Annotated in this window: 12 protein-coding genes; 2 read left to right on the top strand and 10 right to left on the bottom strand. The window is 40.5% G+C overall.

The annotated features are described in order from the left end of the window. Positions 1–13: 13 nt before the first annotated feature. The 3 genes from asp2 to IGJ45_RS03835 are packed head-to-tail and all read right to left on the bottom strand — an operon-like array spanning position 14 to position 4,433. A complete protein-coding gene (gene asp2, locus IGJ45_RS03845) occupies positions 14–1,606 on the bottom strand; it encodes an accessory Sec system protein Asp2 (protein ID WP_257602463.1) in 1,593 nt (530 codons plus the stop codon). Then, positions 1,593–3,194 (bottom strand): accessory Sec system protein Asp1, encoded by a 1,602-nt coding sequence (gene asp1, locus IGJ45_RS03840; RefSeq protein ID WP_230321091.1) that lies wholly within the window; start codon positions 3,192–3,194, stop codon positions 1,593–1,595. Before asp1 ends, asp2 begins: the two co-directional genes overlap by 14 nt. 21 nt (positions 3,195–3,215) lie before the next feature. Then, entirely contained in the window at positions 3,216–4,433 is a 1,218-nt protein-coding gene (locus IGJ45_RS03835; protein ID WP_103300955.1) for an accessory Sec system protein translocase subunit SecY2, read from the bottom strand. A 263-nt stretch (positions 4,434–4,696) separates the two neighbouring features. Between IGJ45_RS03835 and IGJ45_RS03830 the strand changes: the two genes are divergently transcribed. Both IGJ45_RS03830 and secA2 read left to right on the top strand, forming a co-directional pair. Continuing rightward, complete coding sequence (locus tag IGJ45_RS03830) at positions 4,697–5,152, top strand: hypothetical protein (RefSeq protein WP_103300956.1); 456 nt, start codon at positions 4,697–4,699, stop codon at positions 5,150–5,152. 41 nt (positions 5,153–5,193) lie between these two features. Then, a complete protein-coding gene (gene secA2 / locus IGJ45_RS03825) occupies positions 5,194–7,563 on the top strand; it encodes an accessory Sec system translocase SecA2 (RefSeq protein ID WP_156248167.1) in 2,370 nt (789 codons plus the stop codon). A 136-nt stretch (positions 7,564–7,699) separates the two neighbouring features. On the opposite strand, the gene IGJ45_RS03820 is transcribed toward secA2, so the two are convergent. The 7 genes from IGJ45_RS03820 to IGJ45_RS03790 form a co-directional block, all read right to left on the bottom strand. Then, the gene (locus IGJ45_RS03820) at positions 7,700–19,318 is read right to left on the bottom strand and encodes a KxYKxGKxW signal peptide domain-containing protein (protein WP_438768653.1); all 11,619 of its coding nucleotides are present in this window, start codon (positions 19,316–19,318) and stop codon (positions 7,700–7,702) included. Positions 19,319–19,477: 159 nt separating this feature from the next. Beyond that, entirely contained in the window at positions 19,478–20,590 is a 1,113-nt protein-coding gene (gene glf / locus IGJ45_RS03815; protein ID WP_103300641.1) for a UDP-galactopyranose mutase, read from the bottom strand. Positions 20,591–20,817: 227 nt separating this feature from the next. Continuing rightward, on the bottom strand, positions 20,818–22,119 hold the full coding sequence (gene eno, locus IGJ45_RS03810; protein WP_003127565.1) for a surface-displayed alpha-enolase: 1,302 nt from the start codon (positions 22,117–22,119) through the stop codon (positions 20,818–20,820). 111 nt (positions 22,120–22,230) lie between these two features. Beyond that, positions 22,231–22,986, bottom strand: coding sequence for a triose-phosphate isomerase (gene tpiA, locus IGJ45_RS03805; protein ID WP_003127564.1), 756 nt, complete (start codon positions 22,984–22,986; stop codon positions 22,231–22,233). A 69-nt stretch (positions 22,987–23,055) separates the two neighbouring features. Next, on the bottom strand, positions 23,056–24,246 hold the full coding sequence (locus IGJ45_RS03800; RefSeq protein ID WP_003127563.1) for a phosphoglycerate kinase: 1,191 nt from the start codon (positions 24,244–24,246) through the stop codon (positions 23,056–23,058). 99 nt (positions 24,247–24,345) lie between these two features. After that, positions 24,346–25,347, bottom strand: coding sequence for a type I glyceraldehyde-3-phosphate dehydrogenase (gap, locus tag IGJ45_RS03795; protein ID WP_003127561.1), 1,002 nt, complete (start codon positions 25,345–25,347; stop codon positions 24,346–24,348). Positions 25,348–25,387: 40 nt separating this feature from the next. Then, entirely contained in the window at positions 25,388–26,425 is a 1,038-nt protein-coding gene (locus tag IGJ45_RS03790; RefSeq protein ID WP_003127560.1) for a sugar-binding transcriptional regulator, read from the bottom strand. Positions 26,426–26,537 lie beyond the last annotated feature (112 nt).

The following is a 26,537-nucleotide window of genomic DNA, read 5'->3' as shown; positions in this document are numbered from 1 at the left end:
ACTCCCCCATTTCTTATAAAATTTTCTTGATATTCCGATGAAATGTATGCACAAGAATATTCTTGTATTGTTTCAAAAACCAATTGTTGATGGCGGGACTATTGTCGTTATGACGGCCTATCATGCCTTTATATAGAACACGAGTCATGGGAAAATTGTTTTTTAGAAATTCAAATAACATTGGAAATGCCTTCATGTCATAATCGTCTTGTTTCATGTAGGCGATAGCAAATGTCGTTTGCCTGTAGTCTCCACTTTTAAACTTTTCCCAGAAACGTCCATTCAATTGACTACTTGCTTCTTCTGAAACAAAGCCAATATTGTAAAGCAGCATATCCAATGAGGTTGGAAATCCTGTTGGCCGATTGATGCGTTCATTGAGTGCAATAGATCCAAGATTCGTCAACGGTTTCCCCACGATGACACTGTTTGGACTCAAATCACTCGCATAATAAAGAGCGCCAAAAGTGCCCATCGACAATCCAGATAAAATGAGATCCGATTTTTGAAATCCCAACAATGCTAGTTTTTCTAATATGATTGTTACGATTTCTTGTTCAAATTTCTGGCTGCCTAGATAGAAATTTCCTCCTTCTAGACGGGGGTCACCAATCAGCAAAAAAGGACAGCCCATGCTCCCCATCATTCCACGTCCTTCGAATCCTTCAGCAGAGCGATATCCGGAAAAATAAACCGCTAATGGAGGTTTTAGGTCTCCTGGATTAAAGTAATAGATCACTTCTCCGCCCAGATGCTCATCATCCCGGATCCGGCCGCCCCCTGGAATCATGACACTTTCATCTGCCATTGCTCGTCGCAAGTGCATTTGTCCGATCGTAAATTGTCCTTGATTTCCTTTGGCATACAATGAGACGTTGATGTATGCCTGTTGATCCAATTTGAAGTAAATCGGATCCCCATTTATGATGCGATCGTGGGCGATCTCAATCACTTGAATGACCTGATTTGTGTTTTCTTTGATGAAAAAAAGTTTGATCTTCAGTATCACCTCTCCTTGGATATTTGCGATCTCGGGATAAAAACATGTCCGTTCCTCTTTAGGGATCAGGTTCGTCATTTTCCAAGTAGTGATTTGCTGATAATCTGGTGTCAATTGTGCCTTTACCTGACAAGCTGCATGTCCTTCTTTAGTGATTTGCAACGATACATCTTTATTAAATTTCATGTGATCCATCGATAACTTATATCCTTGCTGCTTCGCTGAAAATTGTTCATTGATGCTACTAAAAACATTTTCCAACTGTTGTTCATCAAACAGTTTTGCTGCTTTTAATGTGAAGAGCGCTTGAACTTCGGGAGATAGCTGACAGTTTTTTTCGTAAAAGATTTGATAGGCTGGCAGTTGTTCCAATAGCTCCTTGTCTTCAAAAATCAACGCATCTTTCTCTAGTAGAAAAAGGGCTCGATGGTACTTGCTGTTATATTTGTCTTTCTCGAACAGCTGCAGTTCCTGCTCATCTTTTCTGAAATCATAGGCTAACGGAAGCCATTGATAAACAAACAAAGAAGAAAGCTGTTTTTGCCACTCTGAAGAAACAGCTGCAGCCGCAATATGGAATATCTTTATTTGTTTAGACGACGCCATAGAGCAGATCCCTCCATTGTTTGATGACATTTTCTTCGCTAAATCGTTCAATATAACTGATATTTTCTACTAGTGCTTGGTTCCAATTGTTTAAATCATCCATATAAAAAGCGATTGCTGGATCTAGGTCTCTGATTTGACCAATGATTTGCCCATTCTTTTGGTCATCAACATAATCGGTTTTCTTCCGAACGAGCTGAGGAATTCCTGCGCTTACTGCCAATGCTTGTTTCTGCACATCAACTTCAGCAGACAAATCAATATACAAACGTGTCTCATTAAAATCCTGTCGAATCGTCGTGAGGTGAGAATCCAATCGAAAGTGAATCCTGAAGTTGACATCAACTGCTTCTACCAGATTTCTCCAGTTTTCGCTTTCTCGGATCTCTTCAATCGCCTCTTCATCTGTTTTAAATAACTTCTTGGCTTTTTTTGCTTCAAAATACTTCAGTACCTTCTGATACTCCTCAGATTCACTATCGACACCAAAGTGAGTATCAACCATTTCTTTTTGTGCTTCACGTAAAACGACTTCGCTTTGGAATGTCGTCGTTTCGATAATTAAGTCATAACGATCATTTTGAATGACTTTTTGCAGCAATAAGTGATGGATTCTCAGAACGTCTTCGTTAAGCTCACCGGCGTTCCAATAAAGAACCAGCTGCGGAATGGAGTTGCTATTGCCTAGATGGAAAGAAGTTGTGTAAATAGGTATGCGCTGTATACGAGATGGGTCATTGACACCGGAATGTCTCATTAAAGACAAGAGCGCTGTTTGATTACTAGTGGAATCAGTAATAATTTTATTTTCGGCTGCCCACAATTCTGCTTTTTCCTCTGGTGCACACTTTGAAAGTTGGTGAGCATCAGAAACGATCTGAATCACTCGCTTTCGTTGCTCATTCGTTTTGACCAATCGCAGATTCCGCTCATTTGTCAAACAGATCAGTTGATCTTCGGATTCACTATTCCATTGAAATTGATTCATCATTTCTAAGAGAAGATCCTCCATACTTCGATACTGACTTTTCTTTAGTCCAATTCTTTGAGAATCAATCAGCTCAACATGCGGATTTTCTCCAAAGTATTCCACACATTTTTCCATTCCCGATTCGTTATAGTAAATCCTCTTTACTTGTTCCCCATTGTCTGTCTGCAATGATTTTGCAGAAATAAATCCTCGATCATCGAAGAAGAGAATTTGTCGGTAAGGGTCCGTCATTAAATACATTTGTTCCGCAAAGCCAAAAGCATTGAAACGAATTTCACCAAATGGTTGATCTTCCTTGATCAACGTGATACCAAAAGGCGTATAGACTTTCTCCACATTGTGAGAAAGAGGCAAGTCATCTACATCTAAAGGAAACCCATTGATCTTGTGAATATCTTGCAAGCGATCGTAAAGCGAAGTCATCTGAGCTGCTTCTAACCCATACGCATGCATTTTATAGCGCAAAAACGGGATATGTTCCAATAACAATAAGTGGTACGGTTCTCGATTGTTCTTGAAAAGCTGAATGACATTCATCATGTAGTCACTTTCTAAATTGCCGCTGCTGGTCGTCCAATCGGGAATAAAATAATTCAAAGAATTGCCTCCTAACATCCTCTAAAAAATCCGGTAAGTGCGTCTGGAAAAGAGGAAGCGTATTTCATTTGTGATAGTTTCTAAAATAATGATCAACATAAAAATACTTCCAAAATAAAAAGCTAAGTTGGAAATGATCTGATTTTGCAACCCAATCAATAACGGAATCATTGAAATGATCACAAGATAACTGTTGCCAAGCAATGCAACCGTAGATAATCGCTTCAATATATATCTCTCCGTCTGTTTACCAGGTGCAATATTTAAAATATAGTCTCCTGTCTCTTTAAGATTTTTGGCTATATCGTAAGGTCGAACGTTAATAAAACTAAATCCATAACCTAAAACATAGAGAATCAGACCATAAGTGAAAACACCCCGCACATTATTAAATGAAAAGTAAGTCGTAATAAAATTCGAAAAGCCTGTGTCTCCCCACTTTTCATTCAAGAGTAAAAGCTGCGGCATTGAAAAGACGGTTACCGCAAACATAAACGGCATCGCTCCTGCAGGCAAAAGACGAATGGGAATATACGAATTGTTGAAGCGACTATCAATACCTGTCCGTTCAATATTGATGCGGTATTCTGCACTGTAAAGGAAAAGCGTTAGATAAATAAAGATTAAAGTCACTATAACCAAACCAATCATAAAATTTTGACTCAAGTGGACGGATTCTGTTTGTCCCGAAATTAACATAGCTGGGATGTTCATCAATAGACCTGGAACGATAAACAAGCTTTGACCACCGATTCCTTTGTCGATATTGATATCGGCTAGCCACGCAACGAACAATCCTCCAGCAGTCAAAATAAGGACTGCTCCTAAAAACAACAAGACAACGGATCCCCCAACAGCTTTTTGATCGATCATTGATGAACGAAATTTTAACACTAATGCGCAACTTTGAAGGACAGCAAATAAAAGAGTCAAACAACGTTGAATATAGCCGATTCTTTTTGTGGAAAGATTTCCGATACTTTCTGTATCAATCATGCTGATCGTTGTCCAGATGATCAGAGCAGTCATATACGGTCCCATTCCTAAAGAAAAAAGCGTTGGAACAGTGAAATTTCCACCGGTTGATGTTGCTAAGAATTTCAGAATCAAGCTAGTTGATTCCTCTGGTATCTTTTCTGAAATAAAAAAAGGAATCGGAATATGCTTTCCTATCTCAACGATGAACAACAGGAAGAAACTCGCGATGATCCTACGAATGAGTTCTTTTTGATTCTTCATTTTCATCTCCAATTTTTCTTACTTTTTTTTCATCTGTAAGGATTAACAAAATAATAGCAAGTTTAAATCCCCCTTTTTTATTTGTTTTTTTGTTGAAACGAAAAAAAAAATGAAAAGGTGGTGTTAGTCATTGTGGTATCATCGTTTTAAATTCAAATAAGAAAACAACGCTTCATTTTTAGATGATCATCTGAGAATGACGAGGATTGGAAAAAAAAGGGGAGAAAATTCCGTAGAAACATCCCCAAAAAGAAGGATTTCATATGAAGAAACTAATTGAACTCATCATACCTCTTGTTTTGCTGTTAGGAGGTATCTTTTTTTTGAAAGATACTTTGACGAATAATGAAACACAGACTGTAGAATCAAGGACTCCTGACAATGAACCTAGTCCTAGATTAGACTTGAAAGCTGTCGTTTTACGGACTGAAGATACTTTGGAGGTAGCTGATCAAGAGTCCATCTATCATGGGGAATTTCCCTACTATAATATGGACACCACCAAAACCTATACGTTTTCCCTTCACTTCGTAACAAGTTCTGGTGAAGCGTTACTTGATCAAAACAAGGAACCACTTATTGCGTCCAAAAAAATGAAACTAGCTGCTTCGAAGGGAAAAATCGTCTTTTTTTTAGAAGCCAATGATTTGATGCGGGATTATCTTTTTGAACTAGAGGACGTAATGATTCGTGCTAAATTAGCCAGTAACACAAATTAATCTGCTAACACTATCAATTTTTGGGGGAAGGATCAGCAAAAATGAAAGATAAAAAATTTCGCAAATATATGCGGTTAGCGAGAAAGGTTCAAAATCTCGCAGACAAGTATCGGCAATTGTCGGATCAAGAATTACAAATGCAAACTATTCTTTTTCGTCAACAACTCGAACTAGGAAAAAAGTTAGAGAGTATACTCCCACAAGCCTATGCTGTAGTTGTCGAAGCAGACCGTCGTGTCTTAGGAATGGAACCTTATTTTGTCCAAATTCTTGGCGCGATTGCTCTTTTTTATGGCAATGTTGCTGAGATGAAAACCGGTGAAGGAAAAACATTGACAGCCACCATGCCGATGTACTTACACGGTCTGGGAGGCAAAGGAAATTTTTTGATTACTTCCAATACCTATTTAGCATTGCGGGATATTGAGGAAACCGGGAAAGTCTATCGTTTTCTAGGACTAACCGTGGCTGCTGGAGTCCCCGAACATGAAGATGAAGGAGAAGAAGTCGACAAAGAGGTCGTCTATGCAGCAGACATTGTCTATACTACCCATAGCGCATTGGGATTTGACTACTTGTTTGACAACTTGGCCGTTTCTCCAGATGAACAATACGTTACCCACTTCAATTATGTACTGATTGATGAAATCGATGCAATATTACTCGATATGGCTCAAACACCATTGATCATTTCAGGAGCTCCCAAAGTCCAGTCCAACTTTTTTACGCTATCTGATTGGTTTGTAAAGAGCCTGATTGAAGGGAAAGACTACCTAAGGAGCGAAAATAAGCGCCACGTCTGGTTTACAGAAACAGGTATTCAAAAAGCAGAAGACTATTTAGGTATCGAAAACATTCTTTCAGAAAAATGGAAAAATCTTTACCGCCATTTAGTCATTGCCTTGCGAGCCAATTATCTCTTGCACTTAAACAAAGACTATGTTGTGGAAGACAATGAAATTCTTTTACTTGACGAAGCAAATGGGCGCAAGTTGATCGGAACAAAACTACAAGCTGGGCTTCATCAAGCAATCGAAGCCAAAGAAGGGGTAGAGATCACCACGGAAAGCCGATCCATGGGCTCCATTACCTATCAGAATCTCTTCCGAAAATTCAAGATTTTATCCGGAATGACCGGGACAGCCAAAACAGACGCTGACGAATTTCGTGAAACTTATAATATTGACGTAATCGAAATTCCAACGAATAAACCCATTCGCCGAAAAGATCATCAGGACCTCGTATATGTTACCAATCAGTCAAAGATCATGGCTTCTTTAGAAGCAGTAAAAAATGCTTTGATCCAAGAACGTCCCGTTCTGATTGAAACAGGATCGGTCTCAATGTCGACTTTATACTCTCTGATTCTCTTAAAGCATCGAATTCCTCATAACCTTTTAAATGCTACAACAGCGACCAAAGAATCCTGGATCATCTCAGAAGCGGGCAAAAAAGGGGCCGTAACAGTAGCCACTTCAATGGCTGGACGCGGTACAGACATTAAACTTGAACAAGACGCGCGGGAAAACGGCGGTCTGTTAGTAGTTGGAACCGAACGAATGACCAGTGACCGAATCGATAATCAGCTGCGGGGGCGCTCCGGACGTCAAGGAGACCCTGGTGATAGCATTTTTTATGTATCCATGGAGGATAAAATCGTTGTTGAAAGTGCACCTAAATGGGCAGCCCAGGAACGAGAACTATTAACTGAACAAGAAAAATCAGCCAATGGTTTCAAGCCATTAAAAAAGAAAAAATACAATAAATTGATCAATCAGTCTCAAAGCAATCGCAAAAATCAAGAAATTGCTGGACGTCAAACAACGCTAGAATTTGACTCAATCATCACCATTCAAAGAGACAAAATGTACAGCATGAGGAACAGTATCATGACAGGCACGCCAGTTGAGTTAGAAAAAATCTTCAACAAATGCATGGAAGAAGTAATCAATCAATTCATCACTAAGAAAGAGAATCTAAATAAACAAGCGATCCTTGATTTCATCTTTAATAATTTGGACTATAATTTTGATATTTTTGAAATCGAGAAACTGGATAAATTTAATAAACGAACCGTCAAAAAATTCTTATTAGCTCTGATTTCAGATCGTTTGACTCACATTCAGCAATTCATGCCAGACAGTTTCCAGCAGCTGTTCTTCAAGCGAATTGTTCTTTTAAAAGCGTTGGATACTCTTTGGATCGAACAATCAGACAACTTGCAGCAATTGAAAACAGTCATCAATGGAAGAAACTGGGGACAACACCGTCCCATCTATGAGTTTCAAGTAGAGGCACACCGTTCTTTCACTCAAATGCGTGAAGCAATTTATCTAGAAGCAATCAGAAATTTATTATTATCCGAGTTGGTAAAAACAGAAGATGGTTCATTCGATGTTGAATTTCCATAATCGGCTATAGCGAATAAAAAAGCGTCACAGTTAGGCAAATCTAACTGTGACGCTTTTTTATTGAGTAGTAACACTTCTATCATTTTAGAAGAGCTAGGAAATTTATCCCAGCCCTTCATAAACTGAAAGGAACTGATTAATCCGTTTCACGCTTTGCTGCATCTTTTTTCTTTTTCATTAAAGCAATCGCAGCTAACAGCGCGGCAATTCCAGCAAGAGACATTTGACTACCGCTTGCATCAGATTCACCAGTCTTAGGAAGAGTGGCTCCAGTCGCATGTCCCCCCACTCCTATGTTGCCTTGTGACGTTCCTGTATTTCCATTCGTTGCATTATTCTGCTCGGAATTTGTAGGAGTTGAAGTAGATCCGCTGATTGATGCACTTTCTGAAAGTGAATGATCTTGACTAGTTGATTGTGATTGTAGTTCTGAAAGACTTTCAGACAAACTATTACTATGATAGTCACTGACGATTTCAGAGTTGACATCACTTGTACTTGTACTTAACGAAGCAGATTCACTAACGCTTGTACTTTCGCTGATTGATTCGCTTGCGCTCATAGAGACGGAGTCCCGATCAGAAGCACTAAAGCTTTCACTCAGACTAGCAGAGTTGCTAGCACTTGTACTATCGCTTGTAGAGCCAGATTCACTTGTCTCAGCACTGCTTGACATTGAGTCACGTTCGCTATCACTGATGCTTGTGCTTTCGCTAGCTGATTCACTCACACTTAGACTTTCACTTGTTGAGTTCGAATCACTTACACTTGCACTATTCGACATTGAATCACGTTCGCTATCACTGATACTTGTGCTCTCGCTAGCTGATTCACTCACATCCAGGCTTTCACTTGTTGAGTTCGAATCACTCGCACTTGCACTATTCGACATTGAATCACGTTCACTGTCACTAATGCTTGTGCTTTCACTGACGGATTCACTCGTACTTGTACTTTCACTCGTTGAATTCGAATCACTTACACTCGCACTATTCGACATTGAATCACGCTCACTATCACTAATGCTTGTGCTTTCGCTAACGGATTCACTCGTACTTGTACTTTCACTCATTGAATTCGAATCACTTACACTTGCACTATTCGACATTGAGTCACGTTCACTGTCACTCGTACTTGTACTTTCACTGGCTGATTCACTCATACTTGCACTTTCGCTTTGACTAATCGATGTGCTTTCACTTGCAGAAATTGACTCACTTGTACTGAAACTGCGGCTTTCTTCCGTAGAAATACTTGCGCTTTCAGACTCAGAATTACGAGTGCTGGAGCTGTCGCTTATACTCTCAGAAGCAGAGACTTGGTCGCTAGTGCTCATTGATTGACTCAAACTTGTACTGTCACTTGCACTAACCGATTCAGAATCTCGGAAACTTTCACTCGTACTAATACTTTCACTAATCGAAGTTGATTCGCTAGGTGAAACCACCGTACTATTCCGCTCGCTTTCGCTAGTACTGATGCTGACGCTAACTGATTCACTTATACTCGAACTTTGTGAATCACTTGTTGAAGCACTCACACTTTGAGACTCAATCACTTCCTGTTTTTCGCTAAGCGACGTACTGATTGATGCCGATTCGCTTAGACTCGTACTAATTGATTGTGAGGTGCTAGTGCTTTCACTAGCACTTGCTGAGACAGAATCATTGGTACTTGTACTGTCACTTGTTGAAAGGCTAGAACTATTCGATCTTGAATATAGATCACTTAAGCTGTCACTTGCACTAGCGCTATTGCTGATCGATGTGCTAGCACTATCACTCGTGCTGAAACTACGTGATTCGCTTGCACTTTCAGATCTAGATACTAAATCACTTTGGCTCGTGCTTAAACTTAAGCTGTTACTGATCGATGTGCTGCCGCTATAGCTCAGGCTGTCACTTCGCGATTCACTCGCACTCTCTGATCTAGATAGTAAATCACTTAAGCTAGTACTTGCACTCAAGCTATCACTGATTGAAGTGCTCATGCTGTTGCTTACACTATCACTCCGTGACTCACTAGCACTTGTTGATTGAGAGTTCATTTCACTTAAACTTAAGCTAGTACTGCTGCTTCCGCTAAAGGAAGTACTTGTGCTTTGACTTAAGCTATTGCTCCGCGACTCACTGGCACTGGCTGAACGAGATAGTAATTCGCTCAAGCTAGTACTGCTGCTTTCACTCGTACTAATTGACGTGCTGCTGCTATAGCTGACGCTATCACTCCGTGACTCGCTGGCACTTACTGATTGAGATAGTTGTTCACTTAGACTTGTACTAGAGCTCAAACTCGTACTAGCTGAAGTACTATTACTGAAACTATTACTTAGACTATTACTTAAGCTAATCCCTTCGGAAAGCGAGTCGCTTGTCAATTGGCTCAAGCTAGTACTCAAGCTGGTACTGTTGCTCATGCTAGTTGACGATGAATCACTCAATGAAATACTAGTACTTGTGCTGAGACTCAGACTTGCAGAAGTACTACTGCTGTAGCTTTGACTTTCACTTGCAAATGATCTACTTTCTGAAAGACTATCGCTATTGCTCAAGCTTGCACTGATTGACAACGAGTCACTGATTGATGTGCTGATACTCAAACTTTCGCTCATACTTACAGAAGCACTATTACTAATACTTGTACTATCACTAGTGCTTGCACTAATGCTTGCTGAGGTACTACTGCTGTAGCTAGAACTGTCACTAGTACTTTGACTAATACTTGCCGAAGTACTGCTGCTATAGCTTTCACTCATACTAGAACGTGAATCACTGATTGACGTACTCATACTATTCGATTCACTGTTGCTGATACTTGAACTAATTGAAGCAGAATCACTGACTGAAGTGCTGACACTTGTGCTCAGGCTCAAGCTGGTTGAAGTACTACTGCTATAACTTTGACTTTCACTAGCCCGCGAATCGCTGACTGACGTACTTTCGCTTGTTGAATCGCTACTGCTTACACTTGTGCTGCCGCTATAGCTTGCAGAATCACTCGCACTCAGTGATGTTGAAATACTTGTGCTCAATGACATGGAGTCACTGATTGATGTGCTCACACTTGCTGATTCGCTGTTACTAATACTTGTACTTACAGATAATGAATCACTGATCGACGTACTTGTACTTGTCGAGTCACTGTTACTTACGCTTGTGCTGCCACTGTAACTTGCAGAATCACTCGCACTCAGTGATGTTGAAATACTTGTACTCAATGACATAGAGTCACTGATTGACGTGCTCACACTTGCTGATTCACTGTTACTAATACTTGTACTTACAGATAATGAATCACTGATCGACGTACTTGTACTTGTTGATTCACTGTTGCTTACGCTTGTACTTAGCGACGAAGAATCACTTAGTGACGTGCTTTCGCTTGTTGAATCACTATTACTGATACTTGTGCTTACTGATAATGAATCACTGATCGAAGTGCTTGTACTTGTTGACTCACTGTTACTTACACTTGTGCTCAATGATGATGAATCACTGATCGACGTACTCGTACTTGTCGATTCGCTATTACTTACACTTGTGCTACCACTGAAGCTTGCGGAATCGCTCGCACTTAGTGATGCAGAAATGCTTGTGCTCAGAGACAACGAATCGCTGATTGATGTACTTGTACTTGTCGAATCACTGTTACTTACGCTCGTACTACCGCTGTAACTTGCAGAATCACTCGCGCTTAGTGATGCCGAAATACTTGTACTCAATGAGGATGAATCACTGATTGACGTACTCAAGCTTGTTGACTCACTGATACTTGCAGATGTTGATTCACTTGCTGACGTACTTGTACTTGTCGAATCACTGTTACTTACGCTCGTACTACCGCTGTAACTTGCAGAATCGCTCGCACTTAGTGATGCAGAAATACTTGTGCTCAATGAGGATGAATCACTGATTGACGTGCTCAAGCTTGTTGACTCACTGATACTTGCAGATGTTGATTCACTTGCTGACGTACTTGTACTTGTCGAATCACTGTTACTTACGCTCGTACTACCGCTGTAACTTGCAGAATCGCTCGCACTTAGTGATGCAGAAATACTTGTACTCAATGAGGATGAATCACTGATTGACGTACTTGTACTTGTCGAATCACTGTTACTTACGCTCGTACTACCACTGAAACTTGCAGAATCGCTCGCGCTTAGTGATGCGGAAATACTTGTGCTCAATGAGGATGAATCACTGATTGACGTACTTACGCTTGTTGAATCACTATTACTTACGCTCGTGCTTAGTGATGATGAATCACTCATTGACGTACTTGCACTTGTCGAATCACTGTTGCTTACGCTCGTACTACCGCTGTAACTTGCAGAGTCGCTCGCGCTTAATGATGCAGAAATACTTGTGCTCAATGATGATGAATCACTGATTGATGTGCTCAAGCTTGCTGACTCGCTGATACTTACGCTAGTGCTTAGTGATGATGAGTCACTGATTGATGTGCTTACGCTTGCGGATTCACTATTACTGATACTTGTGCTTACAGATAATGAATTACTGATCGACGTACTTGCGCTTGTTGAATCGCTATTACTTACGCTCGTGCTACCGCTGTAGCTTGCAGAATCACTCGCACTTAGTGATGCGGAAATACTTGTGCTTACTGACAATGAATCACTGACTGACGTACTTGCGCTTGTCGACTCACTGTTACTTACGCTCGTACTACCGCTGTAACTTGCAGAATCACTCGCGCTTAATGATGCCGAAATACTTGTACTCAATGAGGATGAATCACTGATCGACGTACTTGCACTTGCGGATTCACTGTTACTGATACTTGTGCTTACAGATAACGAATCACTGATCGACGTACTTGCGCTTGTTGACTCACTAATACTTGCAGATGTTGACTCGCTAGCTGACGTACTCGTACTTGTCGAATCACTGTTGCTTACGCTTGTGCTGCCACTGTAACTTGCGGAATCACTCGCGCTTAATGATGCAGAAATACTTGTACTCAATGAGGATGAATCACTGATTGATGTACTTACGCTTGTTGAGTCACTAATACTTGCAGATGTTGATTCGCTAGCTGACGTACTTGCACTTGTCGAATCACTGTTGCTTACGCTCGTACTACCGCTGTAACTTGCAGAGTCGCTCGCGCTTAATGATGCAGAAATACTTGTGCTCAATGAGGATGAATCACTGATTGATGTGCTCAAGCTTGTTGAATCACTGATACTTGCAGATGTTGACTCACTAGCTGACGTACTTGCACTTGTCGAATCACTGTTGCTTACGCTCGTACTACCGCTGTAACTTGCAGAATCGCTCACACTTAGTGATGCAGAAATACTTGTACTCAATGAGGATGAATCACTGATTGACGTGCTCAAGCTTGCTGACTCGCTGATACTTACGCTAGTGCTTAGTGATGATGAGTCACTGATTGATGTGCTTACGCTTGCGGATTCACTATTACTGATACTTGTGCTTACAGATAATGAATTACTGATCGACGTACTTGCGCTTGTTGAATCGCTATTACTTACGCTCGTGCTACCGCTGTAGCTTGCAGAATCACTCGCACTTAGTGATGCGGAAATACTTGTACTCAATGACATAGAGTCACTGATCGACGTACTTATGCTTGTTGACTCACTAATACTTGCAGATGTTGACTCGCTAGCTGACGTACTCGTACTTGTCGAATCACTGTTGCTTACGCTTGTGCTGCCACTGTAACTTGCGGAATCACTCGCGCTTAATGATGTCGAAATACTTGTACTCAATGAGGATGATTCACTGATTGATGTACTTACGCTTGCGGATTCACTATTACTGATACTTGTGCTTACAGATAACGAATCACTGATCGACGTACTTGCGCTTGTTGACTCACTAATACTTGCAGATGTTGATTCGCTAGTCGACGTACTTGTGCTTGTCGAGTCACTGTTGCTTACACTTGTGCTGCCGCTGTAACTTGCAGAATCGCTCGCGCTTAATGATGTCGAAATACTTGTACTCAATGAGGATGATTCACTGATTGATGTACTTACGCTTGTTGAGTCACTGTTACTTGCAGATGTTGATTCACTAGCTGACGTACTTGCACTTGTCGAATCACTGTTACTTACGCTCGTACTACCACTGTAGCTCGCAGATTCGCTCGCACTTAATGATGCCGAAATACTTGTACTCAATGAGGATGATTCACTGATTGATGTACTTACGCTTGTTGAGTCACTGATACTTGCAGATGTTGACTCACTAGCTGACGTACTTGCACTTGTCGAATCACTGTTACTTACGCTCGTACTACCACTATAGCTCGCAGATTCGCTCGCACTTAATGATGCCGAAATACTTGTACTCAATGAGGATGATTCACTGATTGATGTACTTACGCTTGTTGAGTCAATGATACTTGCAGATGTTGACTCACTAGCTGACGTACTTGCACTTGTCGAATCACTGTTACTTACGCTCGTACTACCGCTGTAACTTGCAGAGTCGCTCGCGCTTAATGATGTTGAAATACTTGTACTCAATGATAATGATTCACTGATCGAGGTACTTGTACTTGTCGAATCACTGTTACTTACGCTTGTGCTGCCGCTATAGCTTGCAGAATCACTCGCACTTAATGATGCAGAAATACTTGTGCTCAATGATGATGAATCACTGATTGACGTGCTCAAGCTTGTTGACTCACTGATACTTGCAGATGTTGATTCACTTGCTGACGTACTTGTACTTGTCGAATCACTGTTACTTACGCTTGTGCTGCCACTGTAACTTGCAGAATCACTCGCACTTAGTGAGGCGGAAATACTTGTACTCAATGACAATGAATCACTAAGTGAGGTGCTCAAGCTGGTTGACTCACTGATACTTACTGATAGTGAATTGCTTGCAGAAATACTTTCACTTGTTGAATCGCTATTACTTACACTCGTACTGCCGCTGTAACTTGTTGATTCACTTGCACTTAGTGATGTCGAAACGCTGACACTCACTGAGGATGAATCACTAAGTGAGGTACTCAAGCTTGTTGAATCACTAATACTTACCGATAAAGAATCACTAGCTGATATGCTGGCACTGATTGAGTCACTGATACTTGTAGATGTTGATTCGCTAACTGACGTACTCACACTTGTCGAATCACTGTTACTTACGCTCGTACTACTGCTGTAACTTGCAGATTCGCTCGCACTTAGTGAGGTAGAAATACTTGTACTCAATGAGGATGAATCACTGATTGATGTGCTCAAACTGGTTGACTCACTGATACTTACTGATAGTGAATTACTTGCAGAAATACTTTCACTTGTTGAATCGCTATTACTTACACTCGTACTGCCGCTATAGCTGGCTGATTCACTACTAGACTCACTATTACTATCGCTAATGCTCAATGACATCGACGTACTAATTGAATTTGAGATCGATTCTGACTCCGATAAACTTTCGGATAAACTCATGCTTGCACTCAACGAATCAGAAATAGATTCACTTAAACTAATGCTTTCACTGAGGGAAGAAGAATCCGATTCACTGATAGCGACAGATAATGATTCTGATGCTGAAATACTTTCTGATACTGAGTCACTTTCTGACAGAGATAGTGACGTGGATTCACTTAGTGATTCCGAGAGTGAAACTGATACTGACTCTGATAAAGATAAACTTTCAGAATCACTTGTACTGTTGCTCAATGATCCAGAAACAGACGCACTTAAGCTGGAACTATCACTTTCCGAATCAGACTCTGATACACTAGCTGATATAGATAACGATTCTGATGCCGAAAGGCTTTCTGACATTGAATCACTATCCGATAATGAAATAGATGTTGAAATACTTTCAGATAGGGATTCTGACAACGATTCTGAATCACTAATAGAAATTGATAGAGACATTGATTCGCTTTCTGAAATAGATGTAGATAACGAACCACTTTCTGAGTCTGATACCGAAACAGATTCACTGATAGAAAGAGACGTTGACTCTGAGTCACTCAATGAAATCGAAACCGATTCTGAATCACTTAAAGAAGTTGAAGTAGAGATTGATGTTGACAATGATTCAGAAGTCGAGTCATTCATGTCAGATTCACTTTCTGAAATAGACGATGACACTGAGTTGCTCTCTGAATCTGATACTGAAACAGACGCACTAATTGATGTAGAAATTGATTCTGATAATGAGTCACTTTCTGAAATTGATTGAGAAAGAGAAACACTTTCTGACTCAGAAGTAGAAGTAACAATGGATTCTGATAATGATTCGCTTCCCGAAATAGACTCGGACGTAGACAATGATACCGGGTCTTGTTCATAATTGACCGTAAACATCTGTGGCGAAGAATCCGTTTGAGATGCTCCATTGCTGGTAGTATCAAAAGTTTGATTGGCAGCCATAGCTTCCGCTAATGTATTGTAGACTACTCCATCTGGTCCTGTAACCGTATAGATATACCCGTTTCTCTCTAAATCTGCATCAGTCACCCCAAGAGTGAAACTTTCATTTGAAACACCGGAAGTACCATATTTTCCAACAGTGACAGTTCCTGGGATTTGCTCAAATGCTTCCCCTGTAGCAGGATCTGATTCAGGTTGATTATTACCAACGACACCGACTTCTTGATAGGATGGATAAAGAGTGATCGTAATAAATTGTTGATCACTGTCTGTTGTACTGCCATTATTACTAGTACTATCAAAAACAAATGTTCCAGTTTGATCTGCATAATAACCAGCTTGAGTTAGGTAATCCGCGATTAAGTCAGAATAGCTTAGTTCTTGACCAGTCGTCCCATTGATAGCAACTGTGCCAACTTGGTTTTGTAATGGACGGCCATCTGAATTAACAAAAGTTACATTGACAGTTTGTGTGTCTGCTGCAACGTAAATGGTTGTCAGACTCGCTTCAGTTCCGACTGTAGTAGATCCAGGCTGTACATTGCCATTCAATACGGCACCTGTTGCATAATAGTAACCCGGAGGCAAATTAGTCGAAGTATAGTAACTATTTGTCCAATCGATAACATTCCCATAGTTTGCAGGAATTCTATCTGTTCCGGAAGCTTCGGTACCAGCATTCATATACTCAGAAGAGATTACTTGACCAGTCTTAACGTCGACATATTGGTACTGAACCGAATGATTGGCAACACCATATACATAAATATTATAAGTATAATTTGTGTTCTCCATTGGAACAATCGCAACCGTCGCTTGCCCATAGCTGTCCCCATTATCGGCATTAGTCGTACTATCTCCGCCGCTTTGACCATCATTTTTAGCTGAACTAGCAACTTGGGTACCGATTGCCCACATATAATTTTCAGGCATTAACTCATTGGCATACTCCAATGTTTGCAAATCAAGATACTCACCAATGTAATTAACGTCTGGATCAATTGGCATATCAACAGTTTTAATAATATTGCCGTACTGATCAACATAATTTACGGTTACGGTTCCTGGCGCAATCGCAACAGTCGCTAATTCACGGGTAGAAGTGTCTACAATGTTAGATGTAGTAACATTTCCAGCCGTATCTTTAATAGTTGTTGTCGAACCTGAAATAGTCATTTCCACGAATTTTAAGTTACGGTTGCCTTCTGGAGCAGCGGTTTGGCTACTGCTGCCTTGCCATGTACTGATCTGAGAATTATTCATGACAAATGTTCCCGAACCGGTAATCAATCGACCTGCCGAAACAGCTCCTGAAGAAGTTAGACGGGCTAAGTGCAATGCCCGCGGTGAAATAAAGCGAACTGTTGCACCGGAAGCCACGTTCACAACAGTGTTGGCATTCCATTGTTGCAGATCAAGTACTGTTCCTGCATTAAATGTAACAACCGCTCTATTCGTGACGTTTAGCGAGTTGGAACCTACTGTACGAGTTGCCGTCATTTGCAGATTTTGACCAAAAGTTGCGGTTCGGTCATTTGATTGACTTCCCGAGTAACGAGAAAAATCGAGTAGCATTTGGAAACCGTCTTGTTTCCAAGTTACGTCATCTCCGACAGTAATTGAGTTAAATCCATAATAGACAAGGGGATAGTTGTTGCTGTTATAGGTACTTAGCTCGTTTCCAATAATTGTCGCGCCATCGCCCACTTTAAAGGTGTGATTGAATCCTGTATCACTCGCATTATTGCCACGGATTGCCATATAGTAAAACATGGAGTAGCCGGTAGTACCAGCTGTCCGATTCAACTCTACATGGGCTCCGTTAGCGATTGCTACTTCACCAATTTGCATCAATTCTTGTTTGACATTTGCGATGACTTTACCTGATAAAGTAACGTGACTGTCCTCTGCATCCAGCAATCGTCGTGGTTGATAAGCGGTATCTGTCCCGCTAACACCATCTCGACCTTCGAGAGTCACATTATTGATATTGAAGTACCAGTACCCATAACCTCCGGTTGCTGATCGTGAATCGATCACTCCATCTGCATTACCTGTGCCACTGTCTCCTGAGTTGGTACCTGATTGCCAATGAATCAAATTCACATCTGTGATCGTAAAGATAGAACCGCGAACTGTAGAACTTGTCCCTACATTAAATGCTGCTCCTGCCATATTGACTGTAAACCCATTACCGTCAATAATCACACTCGTTGCCCGCCATCCTAAATCACGGGTAGCCACATTGGTAGCTGCCGTAATATTAGCGGTTACCTCAATATAGGTAATCGAAGCATTTCCATATGCTGCTTTCAGCGTAGCCCAGTCATTCACTGCTGCATAAGTGCCATTAGCAATAGCTGTTTGCTTGTATAATTCCTTATTTTTCACTTGGTCCGGAACATCAACCGTCACCCCAGAAGGTGAATTGGTTTTGTTACCATCGTTGATTGCCTGCTCAAATTCTTCTCGGCCCATATCTGGATCCGCAGAAACATTGATTTTAACAATCTGCCCTGATTGGGTGGTGATGGCAAAACTAGCAATCAAATTATTGGCACTAGCATATTGTTGTGCTGCCCGAATCAAAGATGTGCTTGGTGATTTGCCATCTTTGACAACAATTTCTAATGCATTCGTCGTGGTGTCAACCGACGCTTGTACTTTCTTGGGTACTAATTGATCGAAGAGATCTTGTGCTTTTTGTGACTCCACTTTATTTTTTTCGGAAACAGTTTGTTTTGGTTGGTTCTTTTGACTTACTGAAGTTGAATGAGAGCCACTTGTCGATTGTGACAACGATAGACTTGTCGATTCTGAGGCACTTGACGACAATGAGCCACTTTCAGAAATCGAGGCACTTTCAGAGATACTCAAACTTTCTGATTCAGATCCGCTCTTCTCTTCCGAAAGACTCATTGATTCAGAAACACTTTGAGATGCCTCGATACTGGTAGCTTTGTTTTCAGTTTCTGAATCACTCCTACTCTGTGATTCTGTTACACTCGTTGACTCTGTCGCACTTTGTGACTGGGTGTTGCTTTCGGATTCAGAAAAACTTTCCGATGGACGCATGCTTTCAGATTGTGAAGTAGCCTCACTTTCTTGCGTCGATGAAGCAGGAATTTTGGCATTCGTTTTATTTGCCAAGACGTTCTCGGCATTTGCTTCTTTACTTGCATCTAAAGGCGGTGTGATTTCTGAAGCATGCGCCACGATTGGTGTGATACTCAATCCAGCAATGCCAGTAAAAGAAGTGATCGTTGCATAGACCCAATGTTTTCCGCTTTTATACATCTTGTAGCGTTCACTTTTATTGGAGCGTAGCAACTTTCGATAATTATTCTTTTTACTCATTACGTTTATTTTTCTCCCCTTTCATAAAACTATTTTTATAAGCTTCCCCTAGTCCTATTTTTAAAAGATAGGACAATTCATTATTTCATAACTAGTAAAAAATTTACGTTTTGTCCCAGAATCGGGACAAAAAAAGAGCAACCTCTTCCATAAAAGAAGTTACTCTGCTTGAAATTCATGTTTGACTAGTTTTAAAGCGGCTGCAATCGTATCATCCATATCATAATAACGATAGTTTGCTAGACGCCCACCAAATAAACATTTTTTTTGCTGATGCGCTAATTTTTCATACTTGCGATACAGTGCATGATTGATTTGATCGTTAATTGGGTAGTAAGGAATGTCTCCCTTCCGCCAAGTTTTTGGAAATTCTTTCGTGACAACTGTTTTTTTTGTCACAACTGGACAAAAATGTTTATGCTCAATGATTCGCGTATAGGGCGTTTGACTGTCTGTAAAGTTCATGACTGCTGTTCCTTGATAATTATCTGTATCATATGTTTCAGTTTCAAAATGTAAAGAACGATAGGCCAACTCCCCGTAACAATATTCAAAATATTGGTCAATCATTCCAGTATAAACAATCTTCTTGGTTGATGCTTCATGACGCGTACGGTCTGCAAAAAAATCAGTTTCTAAAGAAACTTCAATCAGTGGATTTGAAAGCATTTTTTGAATCATTTCTGTATAGCCCAATTTTGGAATGCCTTGAAAAGTATCCGTAAAATAATTGTTGTTAAATGTATACCGGACCGGCAGTCTTTTAATAATAAAAGAAGGTAGCTGAGCACATCCTCGTCCCCACTGTTTTTCCGTATAGCCTTTGATCAGCTTATGATAAATATCTGTCCCCACCAAAGAAAGAGCTTGTTCTTCTAAATTTCGGGGTCTTTTTATTCCTGTCTTTTCAATTTGAGCCATTAGTTTGATGCGAGCTTCATCTGGTCTTTTGGTTCCCCATAATTGGTAAAACGTGTTCATATTGAAGGGGAGATTATATAGCTCACCTTTATAGTTTGCAATAGGTTCATGAATATAGGGATAAAAATCAGCAAACTGATTGACGTAGTCCCAAATTTTTTTGCTCGATGTGTGAAAGATATGCGCACCATATTTATGTATGTCAATTCCGACTTGTTTTTCTGTATAACAGTTGCCACCAATATGTGCTCGTTTTTCCAACATTTTCACCGAGTGTCCCCGTTTAGCTGCTTCATAAGCAAAAACCGAGCCAAATAGTCCTGTACCAACGATTAGATAATCATACACCATGTATTTCTCCTAAATTTATTTTTTCTTTTATTATAGAGTTTCGCTAAACCAGAACTATAATTTCTTTTTTTAGAAAAAGAAAATAAAGAAGAAAAGACTGCTCTCTGTTCCATGAGAAAAATAAGTCTTGATTCAAATCACTTAATCCAGACAGCAAAAAAGCTCTGAAATCACAGCGGTTGTTAAATCAACCGCTGCTCTTTCAGAGCAATGTAATCATCGAAAGATTATTTGTTTTTCAAGTTGTAAAAAGCTTGCAAGCCTTTGTATTCAGCAACTTCACCAAGTTGGTCTTCGATACGTAGTAATTGGTTGTATTTAGCAATACGGTCAGTACGTGAAAGAGAACCAGTTTTGATTTGGCCAGCATTTGTTGCAACTGCGATATCAGAGATTGTTGAATCTTCTGTTTCACCTGAACGGTGAGAAACAACGGCAGTATAACCAGCTTCTTTAGCCATTTCGATCGCATTGAATGTTTCAGTCAATGTACCGATTTGGTTTACTTTGATTAGGATTGAGTTACCGATACCGTTTTTGATTCCTTTTTCAAGGATTTCAGTGTTTGTAACAAACAAGTCGTCACCAACTAATTGAACTTTGTCGCCTAGGCGTTCAGTCAATAGTTTCCAACCATCCCAGTCGTTTTCATCCATACCATCTTCGATTGTGATGATTGGGTATTTGTTAACTAACTCTTCCAAGTAGTCAACTTGTTCTGCAGCTGTACGTTTCACACCGTTTTCGCCTTCAAATTTCGTGTAGTCGTACACGCCATTTTCGTAGAATTCAGAAGAAGCACAGTCAAATCCTAGGTAAACGTCTTTACCTGGTTCTAAACCAGCAGCTTTGATAGCTTCTAAGATTGTTTCAACACCATCTTCAGTTCCTTCAAAACGAGGAGCGAAACCACCTTCGTCACCTACTGATGTTTCTAAACCACGTTTAGATAAGATTGATTTCAATGCATGGAATACTTCAGCACCCCAACGTAGACCTTCTTTGAATGTAGGTGCGCCTACAGGCAAGATCATGAATTCTTGGAAAGCGATCGGAGCATCTGAGTGAGATCCGCCGTTGATGATGTTCATCATAGGTGTTGGCAATACTTTTGTATTGAATCCGCCTAAGTAGTGGTATAAAGGTACTTCTAAATAATCAGCAGCTGCACGAGCAACGGCAATAGAAACACCAAGAATTGCGTTAGCACCTAATTTGCCTTTGTTAGGAGTTCCATCTAAAGCGATCATTGCTTTATCGATAGCCATTTGGTCACGTACATCGTAGCCGATGATTGCTTCAGCAATGACGTTATTTACATTGTCAACTGCTTTCGTTACACCTTTACCACCATAACGAGCTTTGTCGCCATCACGTAATTCAACTGCTTCGTGTTCACCTGTTGAAGCTCCTGAAGGAACCATTCCACGGCCGAAAGCACCTGATTCTGTGTAGACTTCTACTTCGATAGTTGGGTTACCACGTGAGTCTAGGACTTCGCGTGCGTAAACATCAGTAATAATTGACATGTTTTGTCTCTCCTTTGAGTTTGTTTTATCTTAAGGGAATCTCCCTTGCGAACATCTTAATTGTAGTGAAAAAAGCTGTTTTCTGCAAACAATATTTTCATGAGAATGAAATTATTTTACTGCATCCAACAATGCTAGGAATGAATCAGCTTGCAAGCTTGCGCCGCCAACTAATGCTCCATCTACATTTTCTTTTGCCATGTATTCTGCAATATTTTCAGGTTTTACAGAACCACCGTATTGGATGCGTACAGCATCAGAAACTTCTTTACCGTATAATTTTTCAACTGTTTGACGTACAACACCACAGATTTCATCAGCAATTTGTGCATCTGCTGATTTACCTGTACCGATCGCCCAAATTGGTTCGTAAGCAATGACTAGATTGCTGACTTGGCCATCTGTCAATCCTTCTAAACCGGCAGTGATTTGTCCTTCGATCCATTCAGCTGTTTTTCCAGCTTCATAAGTTTCTAAAGATTCACCACAACATAGGATTGGGATCATACCATTTGCGAAAATTGCTTTCGCTTTTTTGTTGATGTCTTCGTCAGTTTCATGGAAATATTCACGGCGTTCTGAGTGACCGATGATTACATAGTCAACACCTAAGTCAGCTAAAGCAGCTGGTGAAGTTTCTCCTGTAAAGGCACCTTCATTTTCCCAGTAGCTGTTTTGAGCAGCAATTTTTAATTCTGTACCTTCTGCAGCTGTTACTAATGTTTCCAAGAACAACGCTGGTGCTCCGATAACAGAATCTACTTTATCGTTGCTAGGAATTTTTGTTTTGACTGCTTCAGCAAATTCTTTTGCTTCTTTCGCAGTTTTATTCATTTTCCAGTTTCCGGCAATAATTGGTTTGCGCATTTTTCTGGCACTCCTTTGTTATTTAAGGGTCACGGCTGCTTATTGCAACGCAGCCGCGTCATTGCTTGATTATTTGTCGTTGATTGCTGCTAATCCAGGAAGAGTTTTACCTTCTAGAAGTTCTAAACTAGCACCGCCACCTGTTGAGATGTGAGTGAATTTATCAGCAAAACCTAATTGTTCTGCAGCTGCAGCTGAATCTCCACCACCGATGATTGTTGTTGCATCTTCAAGGTTTGCGATTGCTTCACAAACACCGATGGTACCATTAGCAAAGTTTGACATTTCGAACACACCCATTGGTCCGTTCCAAACAACTGTTTTTGCACCTTTTAATGTTTCAGCGAACAATGCAATTGTTTCAGGTCCGATATCTAAGCCCATTTGACCTTCAGGAACATCACCAGTATGTTCTTCTGTTGGAACATCATTTGAAAATTCAGCAGCTGTGATTGAGTCAACTGGTAAAACAAGTTTATCGCCAGCTTTTTCGATCAATTCTTTTGCCAACTCAACTTTATCCGCTTCAACAAGAGAGTTACCAATTTCCATTCCTTTTGCTTTGTAGAATGTATAAGTCATTCCGCCACCGATCAAGATCTTGTCTGCTTTAGGAATCAAGTTTTCAATGACACCGATTTTGTCAGATACTTTCGCACCACCAAGAATCGCTACCATTGGACGTTTTGGTTCTTCGACTGCTTCACCAATAAATTTGATTTCTTTTTCCATTAAGAATCCAGCAACTGTTGGGATTCCTGTAGAAGCGATTCCGACGTTTGAAGCATGGGCACGGTGAGCTGTACCAAATGCATCATTGACAAAAACATCCCCTAATGAAGCCCAATATTTACCAAGCTCTGGATCGTTTTTGCTTTCTTTTTTGCCGTCAACATCTTCAAAACGAGTATTTTCGAAAACAACAACATCGCCGTCTTTCATGTTGTTGATTGCTGCTTCCAATTTTTCCCCACGTGTTTCAGGAACGAAAGTCACTTCTTTGCCTAACAATTCGCCTAGACGTTTTGCTACTGGTGCTAAAGATTTGCCTTCTTTATCTGCTTCTTCTTTGACACGACCTAAGTGAGAGAAAAGAATTGCTTTTCCGCCATTTTCGATCACGTAATTAATTGTTGGAAGTGCTGCTTTGATACGAGTGTCGTCACCGATCACACCGTCTTTCAATGGAACATTGAAATCCACACGCACAAGAACTTTTTTATCTTTTAAATCGATATCTTGAACTGTCATTTTAGCCATGAACAGATTCCTCCTAATGTAATTGTTAAAAAAAGCGGAGAAGCGCGCTGCTTCCCCGCTTTCTCTTGCGATGGTTTAAATGAATGTACGACGCAAATCTTATAATTTAGCGAAGTATTCTAAAGTACGTACTAATTGTGCAGTGTATGACATTTCGTTATCATACCAAGCAACAGTTTTAACTAATTGTTTGTCGCCAACAGTCATAACTTTTGTTTGAGTTGCATCAAATAGTGAACCGTAAGTCATACCAACGATATCAGAAGAAACGATTTCGTCTGTGTTGTAACCGTAAGATTCGTTTGAAGCTTCTTTCATTGCTGCGTTTACTTCGTCAACAGTTACTTCTTTGTCAAGAACTGTAACTAATTCAGTTAATGAACCAGTTGCAACAGGAACACGTTGAGCAGCTCCGTCTAATTTACCGTTCAATTCAGGAATTACCAAGCCAATAGCTTTAGCAGCACCAGTTGAGTTAGGAACGATGTTTGCTGCAGCAGCACGCGCACGGCGGAAGTCACCTTTAGGGTGTGGTCCGTCTAGAGTCATTTGGTCACCTGTGTAAGCATGGATCGTAGTCATCAAGCCTTCGATCACACCAAATTTGTCATTCAATGTTTTAGCCATAGGAGCTAAACAGTTAGTTGTACATGAAGCACCAGAAATTACTGTTTCATCACCTGTTAAAGTTTCGTGGTTTGTGTTGTAAACGATTGTTGGTACATCGTTTCCGCCAGGAGCTGAGATAACTACACGTTTTGCACCAGCTGTTAAATGTTTTTCAGCAGCTGATTTAGAAGTGAAGAATCCAGTACATTCTAGCACGATTTCAACACCTAATTCGCCCCAAGGCAATTCTTCAGGGTTGCGGTTTGCTAGAACTTTGATTTCGTTTCCGTTCACGTTGAATGATCCTTCATGAACTTCAACTGTACCGTTGAAACGTCCTTGTGTTGTATCATATTTTAACAAGTGTGCTAACATTTTAGCGTCTGTTAAGTCGTTGATAGCCACAACTTCGATTCCTTCTACTTCTTGGATACGACGAAATGCTAAGCGTCCGATACGTCCAAATCCATTAATACCTACTTTAACTGTCATTTAAGATTTCCTCCTTATGAAAATCATAAAAATATTTATTTTAAAGGGTTGCCCCTTTTAAAATCTCATTGGCACAGGCTTCATCTGTGATGAGCCATGTTTGTTTTGGTGCATTTTTCATGTATGCATTGATCGCTTTGGCTTTTGATTTACCGCCTGCGATTGCGAAAATGATCGGCACGTTCTGCAAGTCCTTCAACTGCAGTCCGATACGAGGAATCTTATAAACGACCTCGCCTGCTTCATTAAAGAAATAACCGAAGGATTCCGCTACTGCATTCTTTTGTTTCAGCATCAGGATCTCTTTTTCTGACATCTTTCTTCGAGCTGCCATATGCAATGCTCGTCCAATACTATGAATAACACAATTTGCTTGACTTATCAAGTTTAAGACATCAAGGATTGCTGGTTCTTTCAACAAAAATTCATAGGTGTTAGTGCTTAATTGTTCCGGTACAAATAGGGAACGATAATTACCATTGGTACGCATCGCCATCACTGATCCGACTGAATTTGCCTGAACATTGACTGCTTCTCCGATGCCCCCTCTGGCTGGGACAAACAAGTTATGGCGTTTGCCAGTTTCAAGATTGCCTAGTTCTTCGGCAACTTTTGCCATTGTCGTACCGCCCATCACAGCGATCGTATTCTCACCATCTGGCAGCAATAAGTCTAACGACTCATTAAGCAGCTGACCGAATTCAGCAATCACTTTCGGTTGACGGTCCCCATCACCGCTGGCAATCAAGCAACGATCAATCCCGAAGTACTCGGATAACCGCTTCTCTGTTTGATGCATGCCAAACAATTGATCCATCAAACTGCCGATTTTTGTATAGATTTCTTCGCCATAGGCCGTTAATTGCATACCGCTTTTAGACGAATCAATCAATTTAAGTTTTTTGAGGATATCCGTTTCAGACCTCAACACACGTTCCGTCATTGCTAAGCTTTCAGACAATGTCCGCCGCCCTACTGGTTGCATCCAATAGATAGTCCGTAAAATACGGTAACGTTCTTGAAGCACCGCGAGGATATCCGGGGTGATTGCCTCAATCAATTTCAATTCATCGAGCATTTTGCATCCTCCCGTTGGACTTTTTTTGTCCTACAATGACTTAAAATGACCCATCTATTCCAAAAAAAATTTAATTCATCTCTTACACCAATAATAGTAGCACTTCTGGACG

Source organism: Enterococcus sp. DIV0574, from assembly GCF_051711125.1.
Classification (GTDB): Bacteria; Bacillota; Bacilli; order Lactobacillales; family Enterococcaceae; genus Enterococcus_D; species Enterococcus_D gallinarum.
This window is presented reverse-complemented; position numbering and strand designations above follow the sequence as displayed.

Coding starts and splice junctions, on each gene's coding strand:
- asp2 (WP_257602463.1), bottom strand. CDS start 1,606: ATGGCGTCGTCTAAACAAATAAAGATATTCCATATTGCGGCTGCAGCT.
- IGJ45_RS03835 (WP_103300955.1), bottom strand. CDS start 4,433: ATGAAGAATCAAAAAGAACTCATTCGTAGGATCATCGCGAGTTTCTTC.
- IGJ45_RS03830 (WP_103300956.1), top strand. CDS start 4,697: ATGAAGAAACTAATTGAACTCATCATACCTCTTGTTTTGCTGTTAGGA.
- secA2 (WP_156248167.1), top strand. CDS start 5,194: ATGAAAGATAAAAAATTTCGCAAATATATGCGGTTAGCGAGAAAGGTT.
- IGJ45_RS03820 (WP_438768653.1), bottom strand. CDS start 19,318: ATGAGTAAAAAGAATAATTATCGAAAGTTGCTACGCTCCAATAAAAGT.
- glf (WP_103300641.1), bottom strand. CDS start 20,590: ATGGTGTATGATTATCTAATCGTTGGTACAGGACTATTTGGCTCGGTT.
- eno (WP_003127565.1), bottom strand. CDS start 22,119: ATGTCAATTATTACTGATGTTTACGCACGCGAAGTCCTAGACTCACGT.
- tpiA (WP_003127564.1), bottom strand. CDS start 22,986: ATGCGCAAACCAATTATTGCCGGAAACTGGAAAATGAATAAAACTGCG.
- IGJ45_RS03800 (WP_003127563.1), bottom strand. CDS start 24,246: ATGGCTAAAATGACAGTTCAAGATATCGATTTAAAAGATAAAAAAGTT.
- gap (WP_003127561.1), bottom strand. CDS start 25,347: ATGACAGTTAAAGTAGGTATTAATGGATTTGGACGTATCGGACGCTTA.
- IGJ45_RS03790 (WP_003127560.1), bottom strand. CDS start 26,425: ATGCTCGATGAATTGAAATTGATTGAGGCAATCACCCCGGATATCCTC.